This is a genomic window from Acinetobacter sp. NIPH1876, assembly GCF_022808535.1.
Classification (GTDB): Bacteria; Pseudomonadota; Gammaproteobacteria; order Pseudomonadales; family Moraxellaceae; genus Acinetobacter; species Acinetobacter higginsii.
Window position 1 is genome coordinate 12,250 of record NZ_JALGBR010000026.1, and the last position, 20,833, is coordinate 33,082.

The following is a 20,833-nucleotide window of genomic DNA, read 5'->3' on the forward strand; positions in this document are numbered from 1 at the left end:
GTTTTTCTTCAAGACTTGAGCTTAAACATACAGCAGGTAGAAACAATAACTAACAGTTACTTAACAAGGAAATTTAGTTTGTTTTAACTCATTTTTAAGTACTGCATAATTTTTTTGTGCTTCATTTTGAGTAAAATTAAATTCATCTTTGGCCATCACACTTTCAGCAGCATCCTGCATATAGCCCTGATACTCTAAATAATGTTCCATAATGAGCTTGTGTAGATTTACTTTACTCTTCTCAACCAAGCATTCTTTTTGCTTTGCCTCTAACTGCTCATTTTTCGACTTTACTTTTCCTCTTAAGCCGTATTCAAATTGAATTTGATCATCTATAGATTTGAAATAAACATCAGATAAATTAACGTAATCATCTTTAAAGTTTTTAGCATCTGCTGTACGACATATACCGAATAAAAACATAAGTATAACTATAGATATTATTTTCATCACCGTTTCTATATATATTAATTTTCACTTATTATAACATCATATTGGACAAAAAACCGCCTTAAAATCAAACACCAATACGTTTAAAAACATAAAACAAAGCATGAAGAATAACTAAATAAAACCTTATTTAATATCTCCCTATTTTAAATAACTACACTTAGTTATAAGACAAACTTTCTAATCAAAAAGTCACATCAATATTCTCTATAATTGATGAAGCCACATCTAATGCATCTCTTCCAATCTCAACAAAAATTTCAACTAAATCTACTGGATTAACATTAATTGAATTCACCACCGAACTCTGTGGCTGCTGATCTTCATTTTCTAATTCATTTATTTTATTATTTTGGCTATTCGTTTCTGCCTCTACCTATTAGTGAAGCCATTTAATTCATAAAAAAGTAGTATATTATCAAGGGTGTAATTCTTGAGCTTGATGATTAAAACAACCTCACTATCTTTATAAATTACATCCTTACTATTTCTATCATCTATTCATCTAATAGTTTTTCTTCACTTAAAATAGAAGCTTGATCTATTGTCTGTTTCCTTTCTCATCATTTATTTTCTTTTACCATCTTCTGGCAGCTTTTCTGCTATCCTACAGGGGTGAGCTGAATCGTACTGTATAATTAGAGGAAATGCGGCATGCTGCAATGGTTTGAAAAATTAGTTGATCCCTATCCAACGAAAGACTTAAACAAACCATTACCAACCACTTTTTTTGCTTTCGTTTGGCAATCAACCAAAGGCATCCGCCCTTATCTCTTTATTCTGATTGCATGTACTGCAGCCGCAGCAAGCTTCGAAGCACTATTTTTCTCTTATATAGGCAAATTGGTCGATTGGCTGACACAAAGTCACCCAAGTACATTCTTAGAAAATAACCAACAAAACCTCACCATCCTGATTAGCATCCTTTTTGCCAATATCTTCTTTGTCAGCCTGCAATCTGTAGTGAAACATCAAGTTTTGTTTAGTAATTTCCCAATGCGTATGCGTTGGCGCTTCCATAACTTGTTATTACAACAGAGTCTAGACTTCTTCCATACTGACTTCGCAGGGCGTCTTTCTGCCAAAGTGATGCAAACTGCTTTGGCTGTGCGCGAATTCTGGATGATTCTAGGTGACATGCTGGTTTATGTACTGATCTACTTCATTACGATTAGTGTGGTCTTAGGCTCCATTTCTCCTGTACTTATTATTCCTTTAATGTTGTGGCTGGTTTTTTTCATTGTGATTGCCAGCTATTTTATCCCCCGTTTAGGTAAAATTTCCAAAAAACAAGCGGATTCACGTGCTGTCATGACAGGCCGTATAACGGATGCTTATACCAACATCCAAACTGTAAAACTTTTTGCGCATGCAGGCCGTGAAAGCCAATATGCCAAAGAATCCATGCAAGAGTTTATGGTTACGGTTTATAAGCAAATGCGTTTAGGGGTCAAATACGAAATCAGCATTCGTCTACTCAGTGCATTTCTATATATTGGTGTCATTGGCACATCAGTTTGGTTATGGACACAAGGGCAAGCTGCCATTGGAGTGATTGCAGCAACCACGGCGATGGTACTGAAGCTAGACAGTATGGCTGAGTTTTTAATGTGGCATGTCACCATGCTATTTGAGAATGTCGGTACCATTCAGGATGGTATGACCACCCTAGGTAAACAGATCCAGATTCAGGATAAGAAAGATGCGACTGAATTAAAAGTTCAGCATGGTGAAATCCGATTTGAGGACGTTAGCTTTGCTTATAACCAAAAAAATGTCATCGAGCATTTTAACTTAACCATTAAACCTGGTGAAAAAATTGGCGTTGTGGGCCGTTCTGGTGCAGGTAAATCGACACTGATTCAATTACTACTTCATTTCTACGATATCAACCAAGGTCGTATTCTGATTGATGGTCAAAATATTCATGATGTTACCCAAGACAGCTTACGCGCCAATATTGCATTAGTCACGCAAGATACCTCTTTATTACACCGCACTGTTGCTGAAAATATTAAATATGGTCGCCCAAATGCGACTGAAGCGGAAGTGCAACTTGCGGTTAAAAAAGCCAGAGCAGAAGAATTCATTCCCCAACTGACAGATCAAAAAGGTCGTGTTGGATTTGATGCCTACGTTGGTGAACGTGGTGTGAAACTCTCTGGTGGACAGCGTCAACGTATTGCAATATCGCGTGTTTTCCTCAAAGATGCACCGATTCTCATCCTTGATGAAGCAACCAGTGCGCTTGATTCGGAAGTTGAAGCTGCCATTCAAAGTAGTTTAAATGACTTGATGGTTGGCAAAACAGTCATTGCAATTGCACACCGTTTATCTACTATTGCTCAAATGGATCGCCTTATTGTCCTTGATCAAGGTCGAATTGCTGAACAAGGAACACATGAGGAACTGATTGCTAATGATGGCTTGTATGCACAATTATGGAAACGCCAAACAGGTGGTTTTTTAGTTGAACAGCGAGTGACTCAGGACACAGAATAATGTTGTATTTAGAAGACTTAAATATTGGTGATCGTTTTAGCAGCCGCGAATATGAAATGACACTTGAAGAAGTGAAACAATTTGCAGGTCAATACGATCCCCAACCTTTTCATTTGGATGAGCAAGCAGCAGCAGAACATCCTATATTTCAAGGATTAGCCGCAAGTGGTTGGCATACTTCTGCAGTGACCATGCGCTTATGGACGGAATGCTTTCCTGTTGCAGGTGGCCTGTTAGGTACTGAATCAAGCTTACGCTGGCCTCGCCCAACCCGTGTTGGCGATAAAATTCACGTAGAGATTGAAATTACTGCAATTGTGCCATCTAAAACCAAAAATGATCGTGGTATCGTCAGCTACGTAACACAAGCTTTGAACCAATATGGTGATGTGCTATTAATATCAACAACCAAAATTATGGTCTTTAGAAAACCAACTTGATTCTTGAATATTCGGTGACTCTTTTGTCCAACAATTTTTATGATTGATTATTTTTTTTCATGTAAAGATGTTTAAGACTTAAATGTTTAAAAGATATTGGCAAAATTGATGAGCGCCACGGAAAGCACATGAAAACAACCTCAACTCGTCAAGATCAAGGAATACCAGGCGTCTATGGCTTATTGCTATTAGATGTCGTTTCTCGCTGGGGATATAGCGATGAAACATTGTTTGCACCGTTTCACTTAACCAGCGAACAACTGGCTGATCCGAACTATCGAATTCCAACACCGATTGCGAATGAATTGGTGAAACACTCTTTACGCCTTACCGGTGAAAGCACACTGGGCTTTCATCTAGGTACGCAGATGCGTATTTCCATTCATGGCTTTATCGGTTATGCCATTATGACGGCGCATGACATTACCGATGCGATTGCTCTGGCAAGCCGTTTCATTCAGTTACGCCTTCCCTTTTTACAGCTCTATTTCTCGACTTTCGGGCCTAAAGCAACTTTACAACTACAATGTGATATTGAAGTTGAGCCATTGCGTACTGAAATCATTTTAGGCTTAACCATTGGTATTATGACCATGGCCAAAGCCCTCACAGGCATTGATGACCTCAGCGGTGAAGTTGATCTGGACTTTCCTGAACCTGCTGGCTTTGAAAAATATAAAGATCGATTAACCAGTACAGTGCGTTTTAATCAGCCCCATCTGATTTCAAGCTTCGATAAAAAATATCTCGGCTTGAAAATGGTCAATGCAGATCCCATTGCCAGTCAAATTGCAATTAACCAATGCGAAACTGAACTTTCAGCGCTAGGCGAACGTCGTCGTTTAGCAATGCGGGTACGTGATATTTTAACCAATTCAGAACAGCACTATCTGAGTATTGAAAGTGTGGCTGAACGCTTGCATATGTCAGATCGTACCTTGAAACGCCAATTGGCTGCGGAAGGTACATCCTTCTCTACACTCGTGGATGAAGTGCGTTACCGACATGCAACCTCTTTGCTGTCTCGAACCGATTATAGTTTGGAACAAATTGCAGATGAACTCGGTTATTCCGATGTCGCGAATTTCAGCCGAGCCTTTAAGCGTTGGAGTGGTCGTAGCCCAAGTAACTGGCGTAAAGACCCTTATTTATAAGTTCACGAAAGCTTTTGTTTTTATTGAAAAGCATGTATAAACCAAATAAAAATGATACGACAGATTGTTAAGGAGTTGTCATGAATCATCCAGCAGAATTGAAATATGCACGTACGCATGAGTGGGTAAGAATTGAGGGCGACCTCGTTGTTACAGGGATTACTGATCATGCACAAGATGAGTTGGGTGATTTAGTCTATGTGGAAACCCCTGAAGTGGGTAGCCATGTCACCGCAACCGAACAAGCAGGCATTGTTGAGTCAGTTAAAACAGCCTCTGATATTCATGCGCCTGTTTCTGGAACTGTGGTTGAAGTGAATACTGACCTTGAAGATGATCCTGATTTTGTTAATGATGAGCCGTATGGCAAAGGATGGATTTACAAAATCAAGCCAGACAATATGGCTGATGTTGAAAAATTGCTTTCAAATAGCGAATACGAATCAGGTTTATAATTTTTATAAATCAGACTGATCTATTAAAAAACCGAGTTAGACCCTCGGTTTTTTATTTGTTAGAACATTGATTATTTCACTAAAAGCCAAGCATCCTGCCAGTTCGAGCCTGTGCCGGGTACGTATTGATGTGCTTGAATGCTACACCAACCACTATAAGGAAAAGGCTTGCACTGATATGTGCGTCCATCACTGCCCAATACCGTGGTCCCTGCTTTATATGTACTGATATTCTTCGGATAAACAAAATCATAAGAACCATCACCACTGATCGGGGCACGCTCAATTTTGATTTCAACACGCTGAATACCACTATTTAAACTGCTATAAACATCATTTTTGCCACTTACAGGTACAATCTCCCCCTGTGCATTTTTAATACCTGCGCGCAAGGCACTATGTTCTCGATTAATCGCCTCCGCTAATAAACGTGGCCAAACATTTCGGCTACCATTGGCAGTACTGCTAATTCGTAATTCTGTTTTTAAATTTGGATTTTCGCCATTGGTATCAAAAACTCGTGTCGATACACGATCATTTACCGATAGGTCATCAAGCGGATTAATATCACCAATATCGTTCCAGCTTTGAACTGGTTTCGGTGGTTGCGGATCCACGGGTGTTGTTGGACGACCTGAACCGACATTTACATCAATAACATTATAAAAGGCATTACTGGTATCACCGATATCCCAAACCGCTAAAATGACATGATAACCACTTCGGTCAGCAGGTACATAACAGCGATGTGTTTCCACGCTGGCAGGTTTTTGGTACTTACCATCCACCGTACAAAAAGGATTCAGATCAAAAGAGCCACGTGCCAATGGAGCTGAAGGATTCCACCCTTGTTTAGTGATGAAATAACGCCAGCCTTGAGTCACATGTTGTGCGGTAAATTGCCAAGTAAAGTCATTTGCACCTGTGGGCAAATTTGTCTTGACCCATCGTGTCGGTGATTGGGCATTCAATTCTGAAAATTGACTCAAATTGGCATTGGCAATTTGACCATCTGGTGGTCCAGACTGCGGAAAACCTTTCGGAGCTTCTAAACTCTGCGGCTCCCATACAATGCTGCCACATTGAGTATTCTTATTTAACTTACAGGCATAGGCTCGAGATTCTGGTTTCAGTACATAGCCGTGTGCAAAAACCAATGAAGGTATAATCGGTAGTACCAATATTCCCATCGAGATTAAACTGCGTCTAATAAAGTGATGCATCATCCTTATTCTACCTTTGTCATTTAACTTATTTATTGTTGTTAAGCATTGGTGTTCTTAAGACACCTCTTAGACCATAGGTGAGCCGCCGAGACAAGACAACCACCTACTCTGTAATGATCTGTAATACGTCAGTTGACTTGATCACAGGAATAAAAGCTTATGATGACCCGATCAAATTATTGCACCAATCCATTATTTCTCAGTGCAATCAAAAAAGCCCAATTCAATTTGAACTGGGCTTTAATCACAGCTTAATTTTCAGGATTTAAGCGACATCATCTACGTGAATACCATCGACTTCAGAAACCAAGTTTTCAAAAGAGAAAATTTCATCCAGTTGCGCTTGAGTCAGTAGATCACGCTCTAAAACCACCTCTTGAATAGTTTTATGTTCAGCAATACATTGTTTACCGATTTCATCACACAATGCATGCCCCAAGAGTGGATCAAGCAAGGTAATAATCCCGACACTGCGCATCACTGCATCATGGCAAGCTTGTTCATTTGCTTTGATGCCACGTACACATTTTTCATCTAGGCTTTGAATTGCATGTGTAAGCAGTTCAATTGATTCATTCAATGAAATTGCAATCACAGGTTCCATCACATTAAGCTGTAATTGCCCTGCTTCTGCCGCAAAAGTAATGGTTAAATCGTTACCAATCACTTTAAATGCAATCTGATTCACCACTTCAGGAATCACAGGATTTACTTTTGCAGGCATAATCGAAGAACCAGCTTGCAGCTCAGGCAATTGAATTTCGCCTAAACCTGTCCGTGGTCCAGAGCTAAGTAAACGTAAATCATTACTGATCTTTGAAAGCTTACATGCTAGACGCTTCAAAGCACTCGATAAAATAATGAATACACCACAGTCACTGGTTGCTTCAACATAATCTTCTGCACCGACCAGATTCAAACCTGTAATCTCTTTTAAACAGGATACAGCTTTGATGGCATAACCTTTTGGTGTATTAACACCTGTGCCAATCGCAGTCGCACCTAAATTCACTTCAAGTAACATTTCTCGGGTACGCTTAATCAAACGCACATCTTCTTTTAATAAGGTCGCAAAAGCATGAAATTCTTGCCCGAGCGTCATCGGCACCGCATCTTGCAACTGAGTACGGCCCATCTTTAACACATAGCGGAATTCAATCGCTTTATTTTCAAATGAAGTAATCAACTTATCCATTTGCGTGAATAAAGCATCCAAAGAACAGTAAGTTGATAGGCGAATCGCTGTTGGATAGACATCATTGGTTGATTGTGACTTGTTAACATGATCATTTGGATGAATCACATCGTATTGACCTTTTTGATGGCCTAATGATTCAAGTGCAATATTAGCAATCACTTCATTGGTATTCATATTAATTGAAGTGCCTGCACCCCCCTGATAAATATCAATCGGGAATGAGTCTTGCCATTTTTCAGTTTCAGTAATTAAAGCATCACAAGCATGTTGAATCGTCAGACTTTGAGTTTCAGTGAGTTTACCAAAACTTAAATTCGCTTGAGCTGAAGCCTTCTTTACTTGCGCCAATGCACGAATAAAATAGCTATTTTGTCCAACTTTTTGCGAAGAAATCTTAAAATTTTCAATGGCGCGTAAAGTATGAATTCCATAATAACAATCAGCTGGGACTTCTTTTGCACCGAGCAAATCATGCTCTATTCTTATCGTTGCCGTGTGAACCGTTTCCACTTTCCATTTCTCTCAGACAATGCACCCTAATGGTGCAATGAAATAATATGAGAGATTCCAAGCAATTTTTCATTAGCAAAAGCGCTTAACATTATATTTTTTTATATTCAAATTTCACTGAATTGTTGCTGTTGTAACATTATATGTCAAAACTTCTGCCTAGTTTTTAACTGATTTAATTTAATCTACATCTGTACATTTTATGAATTGTAACTTTTGCATACATTTTGAGTTTTTTTTGCACGCAGACCATTCATATTTTGATGAAAAAAAATCCTATTTTTTGAATTAAAAAATTAAGATTCATACACTTATTTTAAATTACATAAAATATACAAATAAAATACACAAACATAACAGTATTTTAAAAATCATTTGTGCTTGAATCTGTGACCTTATCAATCCCAAGAATAGTAAATCATTTTTTTAGCTATTCAGGTGTGATTGCAAATTATGGATATGTAAGGACAGGCATCCATTATGAATTTTTCTAATCCCACAGTTGTTGTATTCGTGGTCTATATCCTGGCCATGCTTGGCATCGGTTTATACGCCTATTTTTCTACCAAAAACCTTGACGATTATATTCTTGGAGGCCGAAGTCTAGGCAGTTTTGTAACCGCTTTATCTGCGGGCGCATCAGACATGAGTGGTTGGTTACTCATGGGTTTACCTGGCGCAATTTACTTAACTGGCTTATCTGAATCGTGGATTGCTATCGGTTTGATTATCGGTGCTTGGTTAAACTGGTATTTGGTTGCAGGACGTTTACGTGTACACACTGAAGTACAAAACAATGCCCTCACCTTACCAGATTACTTTACTGGTCGTTTTGATGACCAGAAGAAAATCCTACGCGTCACATCTGCATTGATTATTCTTGTTTTCTTTGCGATTTATTGTGCTTCTGGCATGGTCGCTGGTGCACGATTATTCGAAACATTGTTCCACTTGCCATATAGCACAGCCTTGTGGTTAGGTGCATTCGCAACCATTGGTTATGTGTGTATTGGTGGTTTCCTTGCGATCAGCTGGACTGATACTTTCCAAGCAGGCTTAATGATTTTTGCATTATTACTGCTTCCAATCGTGACCTACATGTCTTTAGGCATTGGTATGGAAGAGTTTACTGCAGTTGTTGAAAGTGTACGTCCACATGCATTTGATTTTGCGACAAACTTAAGCGTTGTTGCGATTCTTTCTGCTGCAGCTTGGGGTCTCGGCTATTTTGGTCAACCGCATATCCTTGTCCGCTTTATGGCAGCCGACTCGGTAAAATCAATTCCAGCTGCACGCCGTATCGGTATGACATGGATGATTTTATGTTTGGCAGGTGCAGTCGGTTCAGGCTTTATCGGTATCGCTTATTTCCAAATGCACCCAGAGTTTGCAGCAGCAGTAACGGCTAACCCTGAAACTGTATTCATGGAACTTACCAAAATCTTGTTCAACCCTTGGGTTGTGGGTGTAATTCTTGCTGCGATTTTATCTGCAATCATGAGTACGTTAAGCTGTCAGCTTCTGGTATGTTCTAGTGCTTTGACAGAAGATTTGTACAAAGGCTTTATCCGTAAGAATGCATCTCAAAAAGAACTGGTTTGGATTGGTCGTGCAATGGTGATCGCGGTTGCAATGCTTGCCCTTGTTCTTGCACAAAACCCAGAAAGTAAAGTACTAGGCTTAGTTGCTTATGCTTGGGCTGGTTTTGGTGCAGCATTTGGTCCATTGATTATTCTTTCATTGTTCTGGAAACGTATGACGTTAAACGGTGCATTGGTGGGTATGGTTGTGGGTGCTTTGACAGTCATCCTATGGAAAAATTTCTTCGGTTACACCGGCATCTATGAAATTATTCCAGGCTTCGTTTTTGCATTGATCAGCATCGTTGTGGTGAGCTTACTTGGTAAAGCACCAAATGCAGCGGTGACAAGTCGCTTCGAACAAGCTGATGAAATCTATGCGCGTGAAATGAAATAATTTTGATCAAAATTTAAGGGGCTTTCGAGCCCCTTTTCTTTTATCTAAAATTTTGTTTTTGACTTAATTTTTATTTTAGAGCTGTCTTTCACCACCTGCATGACTGGATAGCTGCGTGTTTCCTTCACACCCGGGAGCTGCCATAAAATCTGCCCTGCAATACGGCGAAACTCCTCCATCCCCGCACTTCGTAGTTTAATCAGAAAATCAAAACCTCCACTGACCATATGGCATTCCACGATCTCAGGATATTGGTTCACCGCATCAATAAAATCATCTAGCACGTGCGGTGTGGTCTTATCCAATAACACTTCCACAAAGACCAAAAAATTTGCATTAAGCTTATTCGGATTGAGCTTTGCCTCATACCCTAAAATAAATTCATCCTTTGTCAGTTTCTGTACACGTGCCATCACCGCAGTCGGTGACAGGTTCACTAATTCTGCCAATTTACTATTAGAAATTCTCCCATCTGCTTGAAGAATATCCAGAATTTTTAGGTCAGTTCGATCTAGTGTATAAATAGGGCCATTCAACTGAATTTTCCTCTAAAAAATGGGTAAATTATAGTGAGTTACTCGGGATTCATTCTGTAATCATAAATTATCTAAACCTCTCTACTCAATATGTTCTAGAGATTGTTATTGGAATTTAGTATGAATACATTGGATACTCCCGCACAAATGGAAACAGCTCACATCGACGGTTATATCACCGAATTTAAAGAAAAAAGTGAGTTTGAGCAACGCATTAATACGGCTTGGCGACGTGCAGAGCCTGAAGCAGTGGCTGTACTTGCTGAAGCAGCCAACATTTCCCCAGAACTTGATCAGAAAATTTATGAACTTGCGTTTAGCCTAGCGCATAATTTACGTGAACGTAAAAGCTCGGCGGGTAAAGCAGGTATTGTTCAAGGTTTACTCCAAGAATTCTCGCTTTCTTCACAGGAAGGTGTGGCATTGATGTGTTTGGCTGAAGCTTTGCTTCGTATTCCAGATACAGCGACACGCGATTTATTGATTCGTGACAAAATCAACCAAGGTAACTGGAAAGATCACGTCGGTCAAAGTAACCTGATGTTCGTAAATGCTGCTGCATGGGGCTTAATGTTAACTGGCAAGTTAATGGAAACTCCAAAGCAAACCAGCTTATCGAGTGTTTTGACTGGTCTTTTAGCGCGTAGTGGTCGCGGTATCATCCGTAAAGCAGTTGACGTTGCCATGCGTATGATGGGTGAGCAATTCGTTACAGGTGAAACCATCGAAGAAGCGCTTGAACATGCAAAACCATTTGAACACAAAGGTTTCCGCTACTCATACGACATGTTGGGTGAAGCTGCACTGACTGAACATGATGCAGACCGCTATTACAACGACTACACGCAAGCGATCCATGCCATTGGTAAAGCATCAAATGGTCGTGGCGTTTATGATGGCCCTGGTATCTCAATCAAGCTCTCTGCTTTGCACCCACGCTACCAACGTGCACAAATTGCACGTGTTCATCATGAACTTTACAACAAAGTCTTCGAACTTGCTTGCTTGGCAAAACAATACAACATCGGTTTAAACATCGATGCTGAAGAATCTGAACGTTTAGAAATTTCCCTCGAATTGCTTGAGCGTTTATGTTTTGAACCTAAGCTTGCTGACTGGAAAGGCATTGGCTTCGTTATTCAGGCTTATCAAAAGCGTTGTTTCTACGTTGTTGATTACATCGTTGACCTTGCAAAACGCAGTAACAAGCGCCTGATGATCCGTTTGGTGAAAGGTGCATACTGGGATAGCGAAATCAAGAAAGCTCAAATTGATGGTATGACGGATTACCCTGTGTTTACCCGCAAAGTACACACTGATTTGTCATACATTGCTTGTGCGAAAAAATTACTTGCTGCACCTGATCAAGTGTATCCGCAATTTGCGACACACAATGCGCAATCACTTGCAACGATCTATACCTTGGCTGATCCAAGCAAATACTATCCTGGTCAATACGAATTCCAATGCTTGCACGGTATGGGCGAACCATTGTATGAACAAGTGGTTGGTTCTAAAGAAGATGGCAAATTAGGTGTTCCATGTCGTGTTTATGCACCTGTTGGTAACCATGAAACTTTATTGGCTTATTTAGTCCGTCGTTTACTTGAAAATGGTGCAAACACCTCATTCGTAAACCGTATTGCTGATAAGACTTTAAAAGTTGAAGACTTGATTCAGTCTCCAATCAAAGATATTCAAACTTCTGCGAAAGATGAAGGTCAGCTTGGCTTAAAACACCCTGCGATTCCACTTCCGCATGATCTTTACCCATTACGTCCAAACTCAAATGGCTTTGATCTAAATAACGATCAACCTTTAACAGACTTAGATGCAACTGCACAAAAACTTCGTAATCACGTGTGGAAAAGTGCACCATTACTTGGATTTGAATCAACAGTCCACGATCAAAGCAATGCGATTGCAATTACAAACCCAGCACAAAACAGTGAAGTTGTTGGTCATGTCAATGAAGCAACCAGCGCAGATGTACAACTGGCGCTAGAAGCAGCGGTACAAGCACAACAAAGCTGGGCTGCCACAGACAAAGTAGAACGTGCAGCTTGCTTAAAACGCGCTGCAGATTTGATGGAAACTCGCATTCAAGAGTTGATGGTCTTACTTTGCCGTGAAAGTGGTAAAACCTATGCCAATGCTATTGCAGAAGTTCGTGAAGCAGTCGATTTCTTGCGTTACTATGCAACTCAAATCGAAAACTTGCCTGCAAATGCACAAGTCAAGCCATTAGGTACCGTATTGTGTATTAGCCCATGGAACTTCCCTCTTGCGATTTTCTCTGGTCAGATTGCAGCGGCATTGGTGAGTGGTAACTGTGTGATTGCCAAACCTGCTGAACAAACACCGTTAATTGCAGCTCAAGCCGTTCAAATGCTTTGGGAAGCTGGCGTGCCACACGGCGTTGTTCAACTTCTTCCAGGTCGCGGTGAAACCGTTGGTGCGCAATTAAGCCAAGATGATCGTGTTCAAGGCATCATGTTCACAGGTTCGACTGAAGTTGCAAAAATTTTGCAAAAGACTGTCGCAAAACGCTTGTCTCCAAACGGTCAACCCATTCCGTTAATCGCGGAAACCGGTGGTCAAAATGCGATGATCGTTGATTCATCTGCGTTGACTGAACAAGTGGTTCTCGATGTTGTCAGTTCTGCATTTGACAGTGCGGGTCAACGTTGTTCTGCACTTCGTATCTTATGTGTGCAAGAAGACAGCGCTGCAACAGTCATCAAAATGTTGAAAGGTGCAATGCAACAGTTGATCGTTGGCAACCCTGCGATCTTAAAAACTGACATTGGCCCAGTAATTGATACTGAAGCAAAACAAACCATCGATACGCACATTCAAAAGATGAAATCTAAGGGCTACCCTGTTCATCAATTGATGTTTAACGATGCGGTAAGCCAACAAGCGCTTGCACAAGGTACATTTGTTCCGCCAACAGCGATTGAATTGCCAAACCTTGACGATCTAGAACGCGAAGTGTTTGGTCCTGTATTGCACATCATCACTTATAAATATGGTGAGCTTGAGCAATTGATCGACCGTATCAATGCCAAAGGCTATGGCTTAACCATGGGTCTGCATACACGTATCGATGAAACCATTAATACTGTGATCCAGCGTGCTGAAGTGGGTAACTTATATATCAACCGCAACATCGTGGGTGCAGTTGTAGGCGTTCAACCATTTGGTGGTGAAGGTTTATCGGGTACTGGTCCTAAAGCGGGTGGTCCACTTTATATGTACCGCTTGATGGAACATTGTTCAGAGAAAGTATTGGCGACCCCATTTGCGGTGAAAGCTGAAATCTCTCAGTTTGATGCAGTTTCAAATGTTGCTTATCAAAGCTTATTGTCTTGGGCAAACCAAAACATGCCGCAAGCAATCACAGCGATTCCAGCATTTGGTGTAGGTAAGTTCTACGAGTTGCAAGGCCCTACGGGTGAAAGCAACCAATACATTATCTTACCTCGTCATCGTGTGCTTTCAATTGCGAATGATGAAGCAAGCCAGCTTCAACAATTACTTGCGATTTTCTCCGTCAGCAGTACTGCGGCTGTGTTGAAAGACAATGCATTCTTAGTAAAACACAAAGCATCTTTACCAAAAGATGTCTTAGATGCAATCACTGTGATTTCAAGTGTTGAAAAAGATGCGTTTGATGCAGTGCTTCATCATGGTTCTGTTGAACAGTTGCAAGACTTGCAAACTAAAGTTGCGAATCGTTCAGGTGCGATTGTCGGGATTACCCAGTTACAAGCCAATGAACAAATTCCTTTAGAACGTCTTGTTATCGAACGTGCAATCAGTGTGAATACTGCTGCAGCTGGTGGTAACGCAAGCTTAATGACTTTATCTGAAGATTAATTTTTAAATCCCTTGCGGAGCTTCAAACGCTCCTCATCCTAGCCCGAATCATGTTTACATGGTTCGGGTTTTTTATTATTTTTTAGATCGCCTTATTCCTATTATAAAATGAGACCATTTAGATGCATTTCTTCTCAGCCCCTGAATATCAACCCAACTGCGCTCAGCATTTTGAAGATTATAAAAATAAAATCCAGCAGCTTATTCCTTTTGCAATTGTTGAGCATATTGGTTCATCCGCCATTCCCAATGCAATTTCAAAAGGTGATCTCGATATTTATATTGAAGTACCCGCCCATCAATTTTTAGATTCAATTGAAAAATTACAACAGCTTAATTTTAAAGAAAAACTTGATACACTCCGTACTCATGAACTTTGTATGCTGGAATCACAACAACATGATGTGGCATTGCAAATCGTGGTGACAGGTTCAGAGTTTTGCAATTTCATCACCTTTCGGGATCTATTAAGAAACTCACCTAGCCTGACACAACAATATAATCAGCTCAAACAAAGATGTATTGGCTTATCTCAAGACCAATATCGGCAAATTAAAGCAGATTTTATCCAATCTGTACTCGCCCTAGGCTAAGCATATAAATAAGTGAATATCACAATTTCCTGCACCTTAGCGTGCTTTTTTGATACCATTCCCGTTTAGATTTCACCTGTAGTTTTCTTTTTTATGACCATATCTTACCAACAGCAACTTCAAGAGAAAGTTGAACGTATTACTACACAGTTTGCATCGTTCAATCCACCAGCTTTAGAAGTGTTTCAATCGCCCGAACAGCATTTCCGTATGCGTGCAGAATTTCGTATTTGGCATACCGAGGATGATTTGTTCTATGCCATGTTTGAACGTGCTGAAGATGGAAAACAAAAAGAAGTTATCCGCGTGGATGCGTTTCCGATTGCAGATCAAAGCATCAATGATTTGATGCCACGTTTATTAGATGAATTAAAAGCAGTCCCGATTCTATCGCAACGTGTTTTTGAAGCAGACTTTCTCTCAACCCTAAGTGGCGAGATGCTGGTCACCCTGATTTACCATCGTAAATTAGATGCTGAATGGGAAACAGCGGCCAAAGCCTTAGCTGAAAAACTGAATATTAAAATCATGGGTCGTAGCCGTGGCCAGAAAGTGATTATTGGCGATGATTATGTGGTTGAACAACTTAATGTTCACGGTCACACCTTTAAATATAAACAAATTGAAAGTAGTTTTACCCAACCTAATGCGCAAGTGTGTCAACATATGTTGGAGTGGGCTTGTGATGCTGCACAGAAGTCCGAAAAAGACCTTTTAGAATTGTATTGTGGTAATGGTAACTTTACTTTGCCACTGTCTTTGAAATTTAAGCGTGTTCTCGCAACTGAACTTGCTAAATCTTCAGTCTACGCAGCGCAATGGAACATTGAGCAAAACCAGATTGAGAATATTCAAGTGGCGCGTTTATCTGCCGAAGAGTTTACTCAGGCATATCAAGGTGAACGTGAATTTAGACGTTTACAAGAAGCTGAAATCGACATGCAAAGCTACGACTTTGACACGGTTTTTGTTGATCCACCGCGTGCAGGCATCGATGATGAAACGCTCAAACTATTACAAGGTTTTGAACGTATTCTCTATATTTCATGTAACCCAGATACCTTGCATGACAACTTAAAAACACTTTGCCAAACCCATCGAATTGTGAAGTTCGCCATGTTCGATCAATTCCCTTTTACCCATCATGTGGAATCAGGTGTTTTGCTTGAAAAGATTTAAACAAATTATTTCAACGTAACAGTAATTTATAAAGGGTTCGAGTAACCCTTTATTTTTATTCGAAGTATATTTATAAAAAAATGATATTTTTCAAAGGTCAAGTCATTCAAATGTCATAATTTCGTTGAACTTTAAAAGACTCATCGAAAAAATTGAAGTTTAACTGCTGCTTTTATCACTTAAGCTGACTTGTATTTTATTTTAAAGCGGCTATATTTCGACCTATGTTAGGTTGTATATGAAGGCTCTATGAGTTTTTGGCAAAAACTGTTCAATGCAGATGAACAATATAACGAACACAAGAACCAAACTTCTTGCGTTGAAAATGATTGTTCATGCAAAACCAATGAACAACTGTTGGATGCTTTAGTTAAAGCAACAGATGAAGATGTCATTAAAGGCATCAAGAAAGTACTGATTTCTCGAGGTTACAGCCGCAAAGAATTACTTGCGATGATCAAGCCACCGATCCAATAAAAATAAGTCCTCCCTAATCTCTTTCTATTAAGAGATTAGGGTCTTCAGTGTTACATGCATTTCTCTCTATTCACTTCTGCAACAATTGGCCCTAAATTAAAAGTTTTATCATGGCGTTTGGTTTGTGCTGAATACACACTGGAAATCGAGCCATCTAAATACAATGCATTGTCTATTTTCAACTGCTGCTTAAAAAACTGGGCAAATTGATAAAAACTGATACGTTGCTGTGAAATCACAAAATACAACTGATTACCTTTAACACCCACCCCATTTCTAATTTTTAATGAATTCGAGTCAGCAATAAACTGGCTGTTGATTTTCCCGTGATAGACCAACATTGGCCCTGACTGTGTTGCAAATTTTGCTTTAAATTGATCATGCGTATAATCAGCAGTGGTTTTAATCACAGCCTGTTGGTCATTCCAAGCAACTACACCATTAGGCTGCATAAAGAAATTACCAAAGCCCTTCGCGACATTAAGCTTAGCCAACTCCTTGCCATTTTCGATATACAATCCTACGGGTTGAAAATCTGCATGATACATTCCTGCATTCATTGCAAAATTAAGCTCCTCACAAGCAGATAGCTCTTTTTGGATAGCTGCAAACTTCTGATAATAACGATTGCTCTGAGGTTGCTTTAAAAATAGTTGCAACTGATTTAGATGCTCAACTTTAATCACATCATATTTTTGTTGATTCAATTGCAAGGTTTCATGCTGCATTGCATACACAGACGAACTCGCTAAAAATGCAAACGATAGGAAAAACCATTTTTTCATCATAAATACGAAGTTAAGCCTAGATTTACTTCATTGTCCCATAGCAAGGCATACTGCAAAATAGCAGATACAAACACCACACATAATCATGAACTGGACACTGCAAATAGGCTCGATTGATTCACATTTTTTCACTAAAATAATAGTGTAAATACAATAACCTTGTATCAGCATGCAGCAAAAACATCCGCGTTTCCCAATTGGCGCACACCTCATCGTAAAACACTTTGGTTATAGTCACCACGGCATTTATGCAGGCCGTGGACGAGTCATTCATTATTCTGGTTTTGCCCATATTTTTAAAAAGCATCCGATTGAAATGACGTCTATCCAGCGTTTTGCACGTGATAAGCCAATTTATATCAGGAATTATCAATCTCCACGCTACCAAGCCAAAACTGTGGTACGGCGTATGCGTTCACGTATGCATGAAAATCACTACCACCTCATCATTAACAACTGTGAACACTTATGTACTTGGGCGATTACAGGAATTGAATCCAGCACTCAAGTTGAACGTATGCAGCGTCGCCTTGCGACTATAGGTTACGTCAGCTCAGTTATGAGTTATATGAATGGGTTGATGCTCACAGTAGCAACGGCATGCTTTGCAATCGTGTTATACATTAAAATGATGCTGCGTCGGCAAGTGATACCTAATAATATAAATATATAAGAGTAACGAGATAATTGTGGGATTTGACGGGATATTGTGGGATTGAATGGGATGAGTTTTGAAAAGGTTTTACATCCTATGAAATAGAAAAGCGGACTATTTGTCCGCTTTTCTTATTCATCGAATAAGTCAAGATTGGGGTCTTCCTGAACATTAAGCTTCTCTTCAGAGTTTACGATACTGCGAATCGTCCGCAGTGTCACGCTGAATTTACGAGCAAGCTTTTCTTTAGACATTGTTGGTGCTTGTTCACGGATCGCTCTGTTGCGCATGGCAACAGTGATCGGTGTGCCCATTGGAATTTCAATGTGATCATTGCCAAGCTGATCTGCAAGCAACTGAAGCTTACTCAAGCCTATCACTTGCGCAAGCTCAGAATTTACGTTTAAAGCCTGACGAATTGGAATGTAGATTTTAGTACCACCGAAGGCATCAATTAAATTCAGCGCATTTTCGACCTTAATCAAACGTGCAATGAAGATGAAATTTTTAGGCATCAGGTTAATGATCTCATCGTCTGTGAAAACTTGCTGTGCATCGGTGATGTGCGGACGATAAGCCATGATCTATACCTCCTATACTTCTAAAGTGACACGCTCAATGCCGCAACGTTTGCACCACTGGCGTAAGTGATTAATGATCATGTCTGCATGTTTGCTGCTCAAAAACTGTAATGCACTCACTTCAACACGGTTTTCAACAAATTGTGCCAGTGCTTTTTCACTGCCATTTTTAACGTGACCAGCTTCGTGCAACTGAAGCCATAAATGACGGATTAATTTACTTTGTGAGTCGCTTGCCAAGTTTTTAATATCGTCTTTATTTTTAGGTACAACAGCAAAGCCAAGTTGTTTTAAACGATCCAGTACAGCTTCAAGTTGTGCTGGAGTTAAAAGTTTAGAACTGTCTTTACCTGTCGTACTTTTTAAAATGTCACGATATACATCATCGTCTAGACCGAGCTTTGTTTTAGCTACATGAATGAGCTTGATCAAATTCAGCTTTTTATTGAATTTAGCCATTACCAGAACACTCCTTTAGCTGCATCAGCAAGTCCAATCAAAGCCAGTGCTGCAAGACACAAAGATGATCCAGCTTTAAGGCCATAAGCTTTGCGTTCAAAGACTGTCTGACCAGTAATCTTTCGTGCTGACCAAGCCTTTTTTGCTTCAGTGCAGCAAGTCACTAAACCAATGCCAAAAACTGCAAACAAAGCCAATACGCTTAAGCAATTCATAATTTCTGTCATGAACTTGCTCCTAGCTTTTCAACCTGTTTACCTGCATCCATACCATGATTGATTTTGGCATCTTTACCAGCCTGACGACCTGACCAATAATCATTGCGACTGCGACTAGATTCAAGGTTGGTTTTTTCATTACGGTTTTTAGGCTGAAATTTAGTTAGTTCGGTAGTTTTATTAATATGAGCCTCAATTTGTTTAAGTTTTTCCACATCAGGTTTAATGCGCCGAACTTGTTCCGATGCTTCAATGACCCAACCTTCACAAAACAAATCAGCACGTTTGATTTTATTTTTACGGATTTGAACTCGATTGAGTTTTGTGCTGATAAAATTGGTACGAGCTTTCTTGAGTTGGCGATAAAGCACATCAAAAGCATAGCTTGCAATCTCAGGTGCTGGATCAAAGCCTGCAAAGTTCCAGACAGTGACAACTTTGATGGTTGGAGTTCTAACTGCTCGGTAACTAAGAAAAACTTTGCAATCCATAATTTTTGCTACTGCTTGAGCAAGCATTGATTCAAATACAGGTGGCTTATGAGAGCCGCTGCCAGTGATTTCAGCGTCAATAATACCTAACAGTTCGGCATCGTCTGCATCAATGTTAAATTTTTCCATCAATGCTTGAGCTTGACGCAATGCTGTTGCTGCTTCATGTTGATTTGCTGACTTACTCAACGCTAAACACTTTTTAATTTTTTCAATAACTTCTTTTTTATTCATGAAATCTCTCCAAGGCTAAACTTTATTTCTTCAGGTAAATTTTCAAGTTCTTCGTGTGTCAACATGGTTTCCTCGCTGCTCGTCAGTACTGGATCACGACATCCAGCAGACACAGGCACGGATGCCTGTGTTTCGCTTATGTCTCTTCAGGTGCTTCATACTTCTGAATTGCAAGATCAATAGCCTCACGACTTGTGAAACCTTGAGCAACTAGCTCATCTTCATCGTTATAGACAAAGTATTTTTCTGTACCTTGACCTACACACCATTTCTCAACACGTAGGCGGTTGGTGATGAGGAATTCCAATCTATTAGAGTCATTTGTACTAATAAGTGACACATCGTCGGCATCAGTCAGTGAAAATGGAAATTTACCAATACATTGAACTGCTGATTTCATACCGAGAAGAAACATGTCCTTATCACGACCTTCAATATTGGCGACCTCATCACCACCGTTGGCTGTAAAAGAAATGGTTTTGGCACCAGAGTCTGCTGCACCAGTAATGGTGTTAACTACTTCATCAAACCACTCTTTAAAGTTATTGATGACAGCCACAAACTCCTCTTGCTGTTTATCCATTGACTGCATCCTTTAATCCTTTGCCAGCTTTGAATGTTGGTACTTTGGATGCTGCAATTTGAAGCGCTTCACCCGTTTTAGGGTTGCGGCCAGTTCGCGCTGCACGTTCAGTAACTTTGAATGTCCCAAAGCCAGTAAGCGCGACTTGACCGCCATTTGCTAACACCAAAAACAATCGAAGTTGTGGCTGAGCAGATTGGTGCAAGCTGGAACTTTTCAGGCTCATTATTATGGGTGAGTCCACA

At 40.0% G+C, this 20,833-nt stretch carries 21 protein-coding genes and 1 other RNA gene; 10 read left to right on the plus strand and 12 right to left on the minus strand.

The window, feature by feature from the left end; translation table 11 throughout:
- Positions 1-60 precede the first annotated feature (60 nt).
- The gene (locus tag MN869_RS19495; RefSeq protein ID WP_004807675.1) at positions 61-423 is read right to left on the minus strand and encodes a hypothetical protein; all 363 of its coding nucleotides are present in this window, start codon (positions 421-423) and stop codon (positions 61-63) included.
- A gap of 681 nt (positions 424-1,104) precedes the next feature.
- On the opposite strand from MN869_RS19495, the gene MN869_RS19500 reads away from it, so the two are divergent.
- The 4 genes from MN869_RS19500 to gcvH all read left to right on the plus strand — a co-directional run bounded on the left by MN869_RS19500 (position 1,105) and on the right by gcvH (position 5,001).
- Positions 1,105-2,952, plus strand: a complete 1,848-nt coding sequence (locus tag MN869_RS19500) for an ABC transporter ATP-binding protein (RefSeq protein WP_005189223.1) — start codon at positions 1,105-1,107, stop codon at positions 2,950-2,952.
- Positions 2,952-3,392 carry a MaoC family dehydratase gene (locus MN869_RS19505; protein WP_004807678.1) on the plus strand — a complete coding sequence of 147 codons (441 nt, stop codon included), beginning with the start codon at positions 2,952-2,954 and terminating at the stop codon, positions 3,390-3,392. Before MN869_RS19500 ends, MN869_RS19505 begins: the two co-directional genes overlap by 1 nt.
- A gap of 128 nt (positions 3,393-3,520) precedes the next feature.
- Positions 3,521-4,546 carry an AraC family transcriptional regulator gene (locus MN869_RS19510; RefSeq protein ID WP_004807680.1) on the plus strand — a complete coding sequence of 342 codons (1,026 nt, stop codon included), beginning with the start codon at positions 3,521-3,523 and terminating at the stop codon, positions 4,544-4,546.
- 80 nt (positions 4,547-4,626) lie between these two features.
- Positions 4,627-5,001 carry a glycine cleavage system protein GcvH gene (gcvH, locus tag MN869_RS19515; protein WP_005211933.1) on the plus strand — a complete coding sequence of 125 codons (375 nt, stop codon included), beginning with the start codon at positions 4,627-4,629 and terminating at the stop codon, positions 4,999-5,001.
- Between the two features lie 71 nt (positions 5,002-5,072).
- Here the strand turns inward: gcvH and MN869_RS19520 are convergent, their stop codons facing one another.
- Positions 5,073-6,227, minus strand: a complete 1,155-nt coding sequence (locus MN869_RS19520) for a lytic polysaccharide monooxygenase (RefSeq protein ID WP_033133294.1) — start codon at positions 6,225-6,227, stop codon at positions 5,073-5,075.
- A gap of 265 nt (positions 6,228-6,492) precedes the next feature.
- On the minus strand, positions 6,493-7,935 hold the full coding sequence (gene aspA, locus MN869_RS19525) for an aspartate ammonia-lyase (protein WP_033133295.1): 1,443 nt from the start codon (positions 7,933-7,935) through the stop codon (positions 6,493-6,495).
- Positions 7,936-8,415: 480 nt separating this feature from the next.
- Here aspA and putP point away from each other — a divergent pair, with 480 nt between their 5' ends.
- Positions 8,416-9,912: a sodium/proline symporter PutP gene (putP, locus tag MN869_RS19530; RefSeq protein WP_033133296.1), complete on the plus strand. Its 1,497-nt coding sequence runs from the start codon at positions 8,416-8,418 to the stop codon at positions 9,910-9,912.
- Between the two features lie 44 nt (positions 9,913-9,956).
- On the opposite strand, the gene MN869_RS19535 is transcribed toward putP, so the two are convergent.
- Positions 9,957-10,448: an Lrp/AsnC ligand binding domain-containing protein gene (locus MN869_RS19535; protein WP_033133297.1), complete on the minus strand. Its 492-nt coding sequence runs from the start codon at positions 10,446-10,448 to the stop codon at positions 9,957-9,959.
- A gap of 120 nt (positions 10,449-10,568) precedes the next feature.
- On the opposite strand from MN869_RS19535, the gene putA reads away from it, so the two are divergent.
- From putA to MN869_RS19555, 4 genes are all read left to right on the plus strand, one after another.
- Positions 10,569-14,330 (plus strand): trifunctional transcriptional regulator/proline dehydrogenase/L-glutamate gamma-semialdehyde dehydrogenase, encoded by a 3,762-nt coding sequence (putA, locus tag MN869_RS19540; protein WP_033133298.1) that lies wholly within the window; start codon positions 10,569-10,571, stop codon positions 14,328-14,330.
- 122 nt (positions 14,331-14,452) lie between these two features.
- Positions 14,453-14,923: a GrpB family protein gene (locus tag MN869_RS19545; RefSeq protein WP_033133299.1), complete on the plus strand. Its 471-nt coding sequence runs from the start codon at positions 14,453-14,455 to the stop codon at positions 14,921-14,923.
- A gap of 93 nt (positions 14,924-15,016) precedes the next feature.
- Positions 15,017-16,102, plus strand: coding sequence for a tRNA (uridine(54)-C5)-methyltransferase TrmA (gene trmA, locus MN869_RS19550; RefSeq protein ID WP_243309160.1), 1,086 nt, complete (start codon positions 15,017-15,019; stop codon positions 16,100-16,102).
- A gap of 249 nt (positions 16,103-16,351) precedes the next feature.
- Entirely contained in the window at positions 16,352-16,579 is a 228-nt protein-coding gene (locus tag MN869_RS19555) for a hypothetical protein (protein ID WP_004653128.1), read from the plus strand.
- Positions 16,580-16,629: 50 nt separating this feature from the next.
- On the opposite strand, the gene MN869_RS19560 is transcribed toward MN869_RS19555, so the two are convergent.
- A complete protein-coding gene (locus tag MN869_RS19560; RefSeq protein ID WP_033133301.1) occupies positions 16,630-17,367 on the minus strand; it encodes a phosphodiester glycosidase family protein in 738 nt (245 codons plus the stop codon).
- Between the two features lie 169 nt (positions 17,368-17,536).
- On the opposite strand from MN869_RS19560, the gene MN869_RS19565 reads away from it, so the two are divergent.
- Positions 17,537-18,040 (plus strand): lecithin retinol acyltransferase family protein, encoded by a 504-nt coding sequence (locus tag MN869_RS19565; protein WP_243309162.1) that lies wholly within the window; start codon positions 17,537-17,539, stop codon positions 18,038-18,040.
- Between the two features lie 113 nt (positions 18,041-18,153).
- Here MN869_RS19565 and MN869_RS19570 read toward each other — a convergent pair whose 3' ends face one another.
- From MN869_RS19570 to MN869_RS19600, 7 genes are all read right to left on the minus strand, one after another.
- Positions 18,154-18,603 carry a Mor transcription activator family protein gene (locus MN869_RS19570; protein ID WP_005203905.1) on the minus strand — a complete coding sequence of 150 codons (450 nt, stop codon included), beginning with the start codon at positions 18,601-18,603 and terminating at the stop codon, positions 18,154-18,156.
- A 12-nt stretch (positions 18,604-18,615) separates the two neighbouring features.
- Positions 18,616-19,062, minus strand: coding sequence for a regulatory protein GemA (locus tag MN869_RS19575; RefSeq protein ID WP_005203907.1), 447 nt, complete (start codon positions 19,060-19,062; stop codon positions 18,616-18,618).
- The gene (locus MN869_RS19580; protein ID WP_005203909.1) at positions 19,062-19,289 is read right to left on the minus strand and encodes a hypothetical protein; all 228 of its coding nucleotides are present in this window, start codon (positions 19,287-19,289) and stop codon (positions 19,062-19,064) included. Before MN869_RS19580 ends, MN869_RS19575 begins: the two co-directional genes overlap by 1 nt.
- A complete protein-coding gene (locus MN869_RS19585) occupies positions 19,286-20,005 on the minus strand; it encodes a DUF2786 domain-containing protein (RefSeq protein WP_005203916.1) in 720 nt (239 codons plus the stop codon). The genes MN869_RS19580 and MN869_RS19585 overlap by 4 nt, the downstream gene beginning before the upstream one ends.
- Before the next feature lie 69 nt (positions 20,006-20,074).
- An RNA gene (locus MN869_RS19590) (hammerhead ribozyme type II) lies at positions 20,075-20,143 on the minus strand.
- Positions 20,142-20,597 (minus strand): hypothetical protein, encoded by a 456-nt coding sequence (locus tag MN869_RS19595; protein ID WP_228129737.1) that lies wholly within the window; start codon positions 20,595-20,597, stop codon positions 20,142-20,144. Before MN869_RS19595 ends, MN869_RS19590 begins: the two co-directional genes overlap by 2 nt.
- Complete coding sequence (locus MN869_RS19600; protein WP_243309163.1) at positions 20,581-20,832, minus strand: HU family DNA-binding protein; 252 nt, start codon at positions 20,830-20,832, stop codon at positions 20,581-20,583. Before MN869_RS19600 ends, MN869_RS19595 begins: the two co-directional genes overlap by 17 nt.
- Position 20,833 lies beyond the last annotated feature (1 nt).